Annotated in this window: 7 protein-coding genes, 1 tRNA gene and 1 pseudogene; 4 read left to right on the forward strand and 5 right to left on the reverse strand. The window is 68.2% G+C overall.

From position 1 onward, the window contains the following. Positions 1-274: 274 nt before the first annotated feature. Positions 275-772 (reverse strand): hypothetical protein, encoded by a 498-nt coding sequence (locus ACFVZW_RS33370; RefSeq protein WP_384529431.1) that lies wholly within the window; start codon positions 770-772, stop codon positions 275-277. Positions 773-1,842: 1,070 nt separating this feature from the next. On the opposite strand from ACFVZW_RS33370, the gene ACFVZW_RS33375 reads away from it, so the two are divergent. Next, on the forward strand, positions 1,843-2,487 hold the full coding sequence (locus ACFVZW_RS33375; RefSeq protein ID WP_384529433.1) for a hypothetical protein: 645 nt from the start codon (positions 1,843-1,845) through the stop codon (positions 2,485-2,487). Positions 2,488-3,085: 598 nt separating this feature from the next. Here the strand turns inward: ACFVZW_RS33375 and ACFVZW_RS33380 are convergent. The 4 genes from ACFVZW_RS33380 to ACFVZW_RS33395 all read right to left on the reverse strand — a co-directional run bounded on the left by ACFVZW_RS33380 (position 3,086) and on the right by ACFVZW_RS33395 (position 5,022). Beyond that, complete coding sequence (locus tag ACFVZW_RS33380) at positions 3,086-3,589, reverse strand: hypothetical protein (protein WP_384529435.1); 504 nt, start codon at positions 3,587-3,589, stop codon at positions 3,086-3,088. Between the two features lie 243 nt (positions 3,590-3,832). After that, positions 3,833-3,905, reverse strand: a tRNA-OTHER gene (locus ACFVZW_RS33385). Positions 3,906-3,972: 67 nt separating this feature from the next. Next, complete coding sequence (locus ACFVZW_RS33390; RefSeq protein ID WP_384529438.1) at positions 3,973-4,131, reverse strand: hypothetical protein; 159 nt, start codon at positions 4,129-4,131, stop codon at positions 3,973-3,975. Between the two features lie 660 nt (positions 4,132-4,791). Continuing rightward, positions 4,792-5,022, reverse strand: a complete 231-nt coding sequence (locus tag ACFVZW_RS33395) for a hypothetical protein (RefSeq protein WP_384529441.1) — start codon at positions 5,020-5,022, stop codon at positions 4,792-4,794. Positions 5,023-5,102: 80 nt separating this feature from the next. Between ACFVZW_RS33395 and ACFVZW_RS33400 the strand changes: the two genes are divergently transcribed. From ACFVZW_RS33400 to ACFVZW_RS33410, 3 genes and pseudogenes are all read left to right on the forward strand, one after another. Continuing rightward, on the forward strand, positions 5,103-5,795 hold the full coding sequence (locus tag ACFVZW_RS33400; protein ID WP_384529444.1) for a hypothetical protein: 693 nt from the start codon (positions 5,103-5,105) through the stop codon (positions 5,793-5,795). A gap of 88 nt (positions 5,796-5,883) precedes the next feature. Further along, positions 5,884-6,033, forward strand: coding sequence for a hypothetical protein (locus tag ACFVZW_RS33405; RefSeq protein WP_384529447.1), 150 nt, complete (start codon positions 5,884-5,886; stop codon positions 6,031-6,033). Positions 6,034-6,062: 29 nt separating this feature from the next. Next, positions 6,063-6,616 (forward strand): annotated as a pseudogene (locus ACFVZW_RS33410) (IS5 family transposase); the annotation flags it as partial. Positions 6,617-6,886: the final 270 nt, after the last annotated feature.

A 6,886-nucleotide genomic window follows, 5' to 3' on the forward strand; every position in this document is an offset into this window, starting at 1 on the left:
GGCGGTGCTGCGCACCGCTGGAGGGGCCCGCTCCCGGGCCCCTGATAGCCCGTCCGCTTCGCTCCCGGGCCTTGCCCGCTTCGCGGGCGGCTGGCTGGGTGTCAGGGGGCTTGGGTGGGCTGGTGACGGGGCGTTTGGGATGAGAGGTCCTGGGCTCCAGCTCCGCCGCCCAGGAGGGGCGTGAGGCTCCCCGTTACCTGACCACTGGGCCGACTCCGGACATGCATGAAGCCTGACCCCGCTGATGCGGGGTCAGGCTTGCACGGCCATGCAGCTATCCGATGATCTTGAGCGTGACCAGTTCCAGGTTCTTACCCTTGCCCGTGGTGCCAACCGTGATGTGATCGCCACGGAAAGGACCGATCCACCCAAGGTCCTGCACCTGGGCAATACCCTCCAGGCTCCCGTACGACAGGGTGATCTTCACCGCTTCCATAGGCAGAGCCTGACCGACGGTCCCCACCGTCTTCACCTGGCCGGAGGCCACACAGTCACCGTACGGAGCCTGCCAGCCCACATTCCGTATATGGGCATCAGCGCAGAAGTAACCCCGTCCCCAGATCTGAATATCCATGGCCTCGATCGCCCTGTTCTCCCCTACCGTCCCAGCGAACTGCCCATCACAGTTCCACTCCATCCAACCCTTGCCTGCAACATGAGCCCGGTAACAGACCTTCACAGCCTCCGGTGCGGCCTGGGCCACTCCCCCGCCCACCACAACCAAACCCAGCACAGAACAGAACGCCAGGAACAAACGAACAACACGCCTCACGGCAACCCCCTACAAACCGGTTAGAACAACGGCTCGAACATACAGCACCTTGATCATCTACAACCCGGCGAGACCACCCACCGTGGACAACCGGCCCCAGTCACACCACCCGTGCCCACGCCGACGCATCAACCAGCACCAGAGATGACGACTTGAACCAGGGACGTCCATGTGGGTTCCGGTCTGCCGGGTGTGCATCAGACAAGGAGCCAATGTAGCGATGGCGAAAATGTAGGACACCCGATGCCCACCCGCAGATCCTCCCCGGCACGTCATCGCAAATCGTTCTCCCGACAAAAGCAGCCTGAGTCCCGGAGGGCAGGGCGAGCCCGTGGGTTAGGCGGACGAGCTGGTAAGGGCCGGGGCGGCTATCAGGGTGCGAGGCGAGGTGAGCGCTGGACGGCATGGTGACGCCGGGCACTCGGGGGCCGGCGTTCGAGGACGGCTGCAACGAGGGCTTTGCAGCCGTGAGCGAGGACCTGGTGAGAATCGCGGACCGGGAGCGGCTCGCGGGCCGGTCAACCACGACAGTGAACTGACCGTACACATCGCGTACATGAAGCAGCATGAGCATGCCGATCCGGTGCGCCAGGAGGCGTTCATCCGGAAGACCGTCCCGCCGACACCCACCCGAACACCACGACGCGGCGGCGGGCGCATCCTGGAGGCGCCAAGGCCGGCGGACTGCCCACCGCGAGGAGCAGCAGGCTCGGCACATGGCCCGTGCGCAGCAAGCCAGGCCCGCTCGGCGAACAGGGTCGGTTCAAATAGATCCTGTCGACCCCGGAGAATTCGTTTGATCAAGCTCCGAAAATATCTAACAGAGGCTGACCTTCACGTCAGAATCAGGGAGCATTTTCTGCAAGATCTTCTGCGTGCCCGTCCCCGCAGGGCGCGCCACGACGGTGTCCATGATCGGATCCGGAAAGGCGATCACCACTGCTGCAACCACGCTGGAGAGTTCATCTGCGGTGGGTGCAGGGATGTGCCCCGTGGTGACTCGCGCCACGACGGTTCTGGGACGCGTGCGGGACAGTGGGTTGTCCGTGCTCGGGCATACCGTCTGGCCCATGACAAACAGACCCTCTGACCACTGGCGTACCTGGATGGCCGAGAAAGCCCGCGAGATAGTCTCGGTGGGGGACGCAGGCGGGTTTGTGCCCAATGCGAGTGTGCACTGCGAGTTGAACTACGCCCTCCCCGAGGACGGGGCTGGTTATCGTCGCCTCGTGGAGGAATGGTTCGCCGACGCTGCCCAAGACCTCAGCGCGGCTGAACTGGATCCCTTCGCGCACGACCTCGACCTCTCGGGCCGTGGAGCGGCGCTACGGAACCGGGGCTCCCCGTGCGGTGAGCCCGGGGAGCTCTGGGACAGCCTGTGGGTCGCAAGGATGAGCCGAGGCAGACGGACGCGTTCCGGCCGGGTCTGGTCGCCGAAGGAGTGGGCGTCGTTCCTCGACGACCTCGAAAAGGTGCCGCTGGTGGTGACGCTCAGATTGACGCGGCTGGGTGCGGACGGATTTCCCGCAGGCCCGTGGCTGACGGTCACCGCCGAGCGGGACTTCGATGCTCCCCATTGGGTGCAGCTCATGGCCGACCGGTCGGCGGAGGAGTTCTTCGCCCAACCGCTCCCTCGACGTCCAGCGCCAGTGGACCGAGTTTCTCCACCGCCGCCTCTCTGCAGCAGGACGGACATGTCTGTTCGGAAGCCTTGACGGACGACGTCGACACCACGACGCATCAGACGGCGCTTGAAGCCGCACTGGGGTTGTTCCAGGACGAGACCCTCGTAGAACTCGACACCACCCTTCGCGGCTACTCATGGACCTCGGTGTGCTCTACCGGCGTCGCGGACCGTCTGGGCGGCGCTGACGCGCTGCGCGGCTCCGAGGCGTTCGCGGATGTCACAGTCCTGGCCGACGGCGGCCTGGTGCTGCAGGCGACCGAGGATATTCGGACCTACACCCCCGACCGGATCGGCATGGTCCACCGCCAGCTCCGGTACGTACTACCTCCCGGACACCCCACTCGCGGAATCTCGGACACGACCCCGCGTCTGGCCCTCGAGAAACCTGAACCAGGGAGAGCTGCCCGACCACATGACTGCCGGACCGGAGAACCGGGCATGCCCCGCACCGCACCCCGGCTTCGGCCGCAACATCGTCAGCGCGCGTCCAGGTGACGCGGTAGGCCGGCTCGGGCAACAGGGATCATTGACGAGCCGGGCCTCTCAAAGGCGCCCACCCGCGTCGGAGTCTTCGGTCGGCGTTCAGCTTCCCGCGCCGGAGACTCGTGAGCTCCGTCGAGCCACCATCATTGCCATCGCGCGAGGACGGCCCGGGCCCACCGTCGCAGCACGGACGGGCCCAGCATCGGAGCCCGCATCACGCACAGCGCGAAAAGGAGCTGCCCCACCACCGGAATCAGGAGCATCTCCACGAAGTTCCCGAAAAGCAGAAACCAGGTGGGGAGCAGCAGGAGTACAGCCAACGGCGCCCGGAAGGCCATGCTGTCCCACGCCTTCGACGCAAGCCCGTAGACACAGCTGATCACAATGGAGGGGATTCCAATGAACGGGAAGAAGTCGAGTCCAGTCTCCGGGACCTCCGCTTCCGGGGGCAACGCGGCCTCCACAAGTACCCACGTGAGCGCGAACACCAGGACGTAGCGCACAACCAGATCCACGAGTCGCAGCACGATCACACCCGCTCCCGGCCTCTTCCACGGATCCTCCTCACTCATGATCCAGTCGACGAGTCGCAGCACCATCACACCCGGTCCCGGCTTCTTCCACGGACCCGCCTCGTTCACGGTCAAGTCCCCCTCGCAGCACGACAAATGAGTACGGCTCACCGGCAGGCGGCCACAACAACGGCCATCCTGCCAGGGGTATTGAACGCGTTCAATACGCGAGGTCACGGGCTGAACAAGCCTTGTGGCAGCAGTCACCGCGCACGGACTGCACCGCAGCAGGCTGCCTGGATAGCCTCGTCGGCACCTCTCGGTGGCCCCGGACATGCGATTGGCCCCCTCGCTCTGATGGTGAGGGGGCCAATGCGTTGGTAGCGGGGGCAGGATTTGAACCATGCGACCTCTGGGAGCCCAGCGAGCTACCGAGCTGCTCCACCCCGCGTCGGCGACGATGGAGGATCCAGGGCACCGCATCGGTCAGGGCTACTCCCTCGACCGCACTCCATCCGTCACAGCCGAGTACCGGCGATCACGCCGCGCACGACCCGCGGCCCACCGGCCGGGCCGGTCAGGTGCAGGGACGGGACCGCCGCCATCCACGGTCGCGGGCGCTCGCGGTCATCGAACCAGCACACCTCCACCGCGTACCGAGCGGTGCGCTCGAGCATGCCATCCTCGGTGATCGGTGAAAGCTGGGCCTCCAGCGCGAACCGCCTGCCCTCCGGGGAGACGGCCAGGACGTCAGCCCGCCATGCGGCGCAGCGGCTTCCAGGAAGGCGCTCCACCCGGCGGCGCGGGTCGCAGCGGCGAGATCAGACTTCAGCAGCAGGTGCCCCATGCTCTCCCCCCGCGAGGGGACAGTCCGGCGTACGACGCCGATGTGCAAAGTGCGGCAGCCCCAGCACCGAGACGCGGGCGACCATCCGCCCCTCACAGGCCCCGCAATGCAACGGCGCCCGCGCCCGGTGGACCTCCTGCCGATCAACGCCACATCCCAGATCAGGCCGGGTGGCATCCAGCCTCCCGTACTCGGCATGCTCAGCGGTAAACGGCATTGCCAAGTTCTTCCCGACGCCCGCCGAGCGCACTCGTGCCAACCGTCCCTGAGCGCAGCGGCCGGGGGTTGGAGGCGGCGTTTGCACGACGCCCTCGGCAAGGACGCGTCCGACCGCGTCGCCGAGGCCCTGGAGGCCGTCGGGCGCGGCCCGTTCGACACGCAGCGCCGGGGATCGCTGGACTGGGGGCCGACACCCCGCCGACGCGACCGACGTAGGCCGCCCGATCCTCGTCGCTCCGCTGGTCGATCGACGACCACAAGAACGTGACCGTCACAACGCCGGATCCTGCAGAGCAGACCGTCGGAGCACCTGACGCGCCATCATCGACAAGGGTGCGGCGTCCTTCCCCATTTCCGCCCAGGGAAGCCCCATCGTGCCCACACCGCCCCAGTGGTCGAACGTCGACGACTTGCCCCGCAACCGGGGTATGCGCGTGTTCGTCGCCCTGAACCTGCTATTGGTGGTCATGATCCCCGCCGTCACCATCGCGTGGATCGTCAACGTCTCGAACCTCCCGCTCCCGGTGGAGACTCGCCACCGCCGCCGCGTGCGCGGCAGCGCTCCTGTCCGGGCCCGCATGGATGCTGACCCGCAGGCGCGAGGCCCCGAGCTGGGCCAGGCCCGCACGGTGCGTCCTCGGCGTGGCCGCCGGCCTGGGCGCCGCGGCCGTCTCCGCCGGGGGCTCCATGGCGAACGCGCCCGCCCTGAGGGGGGGCACCGCCGCCATCGTGACCGCGGCCGTCCTGTTCACCTTCTTCGGCCTTTTCATGCCCGTCGCAGGAGCGTGTGCGATCGACGGCCTGCGGCGCGAAACGGCGGCGATCGACGCCGCCGACACCAAGGCCCGGGTGGCGAGGATCGTCACCGACGCTGAGACCGCACGAGCCGAAGCCAGGCGGGCAGCCGAGAAGCGGATTCGCGAGCACGAGGCTACCCTGGCCACGCTCGGTGACGATCACGAGGCGCAGATGCTCCGGATCAGGCAGGCCGCGGAGGCCGAACACGACCGGCGGCTGCGCGAGATCGAGGGGGACTTCCGGCAGCCCCTGAACGTCGAGCTGGCCCGCGCGACCGTATGCGAGGAATGCGCCCACCGTGACCGCCTCTGGGCAGGCCGTGGCTCGAACGCCGCGTACGTGTACGTGATCCTCCACGAGGAGTACGCCGCGGTGAAGGTGGGGCGTCTCCACCCGGGCCTCCCGCGCAAGCACGTCGAGACCATCACCCTCGGCGGCGGTGCGGCGAGGACCAAGAGCAGCGGGACGTACCGCTGAAACTCGGCGCATGGATCGCGTGCGGGCGCAGCAGTGGGCCGGACAGGAGGTTCCTGTCCGGCCTCGCTGTCGTCAGGTACCGGCTTCCGTGGCTGCGTCTGGGCGACGGGCGGCCGATCAGGTCCGCTTCACCGGGTCGTGGGGGCGGGGCGGCACCCGCCGTCAGGCCGTCGTCGTCCCGGACCACGCCGTCACCACGGCGCGCACCGGTTGGCGCATCATGCGCGCCCCGGCCTAGGGGGTGTCTTTCCGATCATCGGATCGTTGGTGGACTGGCTGGTCGCGATCGACTCCACGATCGTCCGTGCCCGCCAGCACGCGGCCGCCAAAGGGGGCTCGAAGAACGCGGCCTGGGACGCTCCCGCGGCGGGCTGACCAGCAAGCTCCACCTTGCCTGCGACGGCCGTGGCCGCCCCCTGGCCTTCCTGATCACCGCCGGTAACCGCAACGACTGCACCCAGGCCGAAGCCGTCATCAGCAAGATCCGCGTGCCGCGGCCGGGCCCCGGCCGGCCCCGGACCCGGCCCGACCACGTCGTCGCCGACAAGGGCTACTCGGCCCGCACGTTCCGGGCCTACCTCCGCCGGCGCGGGATCAAGACCACGATCCCCGAACGCGTCGACCAGCTCGCCGGCCGCAGACGACGCCGCGAACGGCCCTGCGGGTTCGAAAAGGCCGCCTACCGGCGGCGCAACGTCGTCGAACGCTGCTTCCACCGCCTCAAGCAATGGCGCGGCATCGCCACCCGCTACGACAAACACCCCGACCGCTGCCTCGCCGCCATCACCCTCGCCAGCACACTCATCTGGCTCGACCAATGATCGACAAGACACCCCCTAGCCGTGCCCGCTTCTCGTCACCAGCGCCGCCCCTCGCCGCGCACGAGGGGACGGAAGCCGAACGCTCAGACGGCCACCTGCGATGCCCAGTCGTAGTGCCCTGGCCTGCGGTCCCGGTGACAATGAGCCTGCCTCTGTGACATCTGTCGTGGGGGGGGGGGGCGGGGGGGGCGGGCGGACAGTCTCCTCGCGCCGCGCCCGGGGCCGGCTCGGAGGCTGTGCCGCGGGCGCGTCGAGGTAAGACGCGAGCTC

Origin of the sequence: Streptomyces sp. NPDC059567, assembly GCF_042735655.1 — a bacterium.
Classification (GTDB): domain Bacteria; phylum Actinomycetota; class Actinomycetes; order Streptomycetales; family Streptomycetaceae; genus Streptomyces.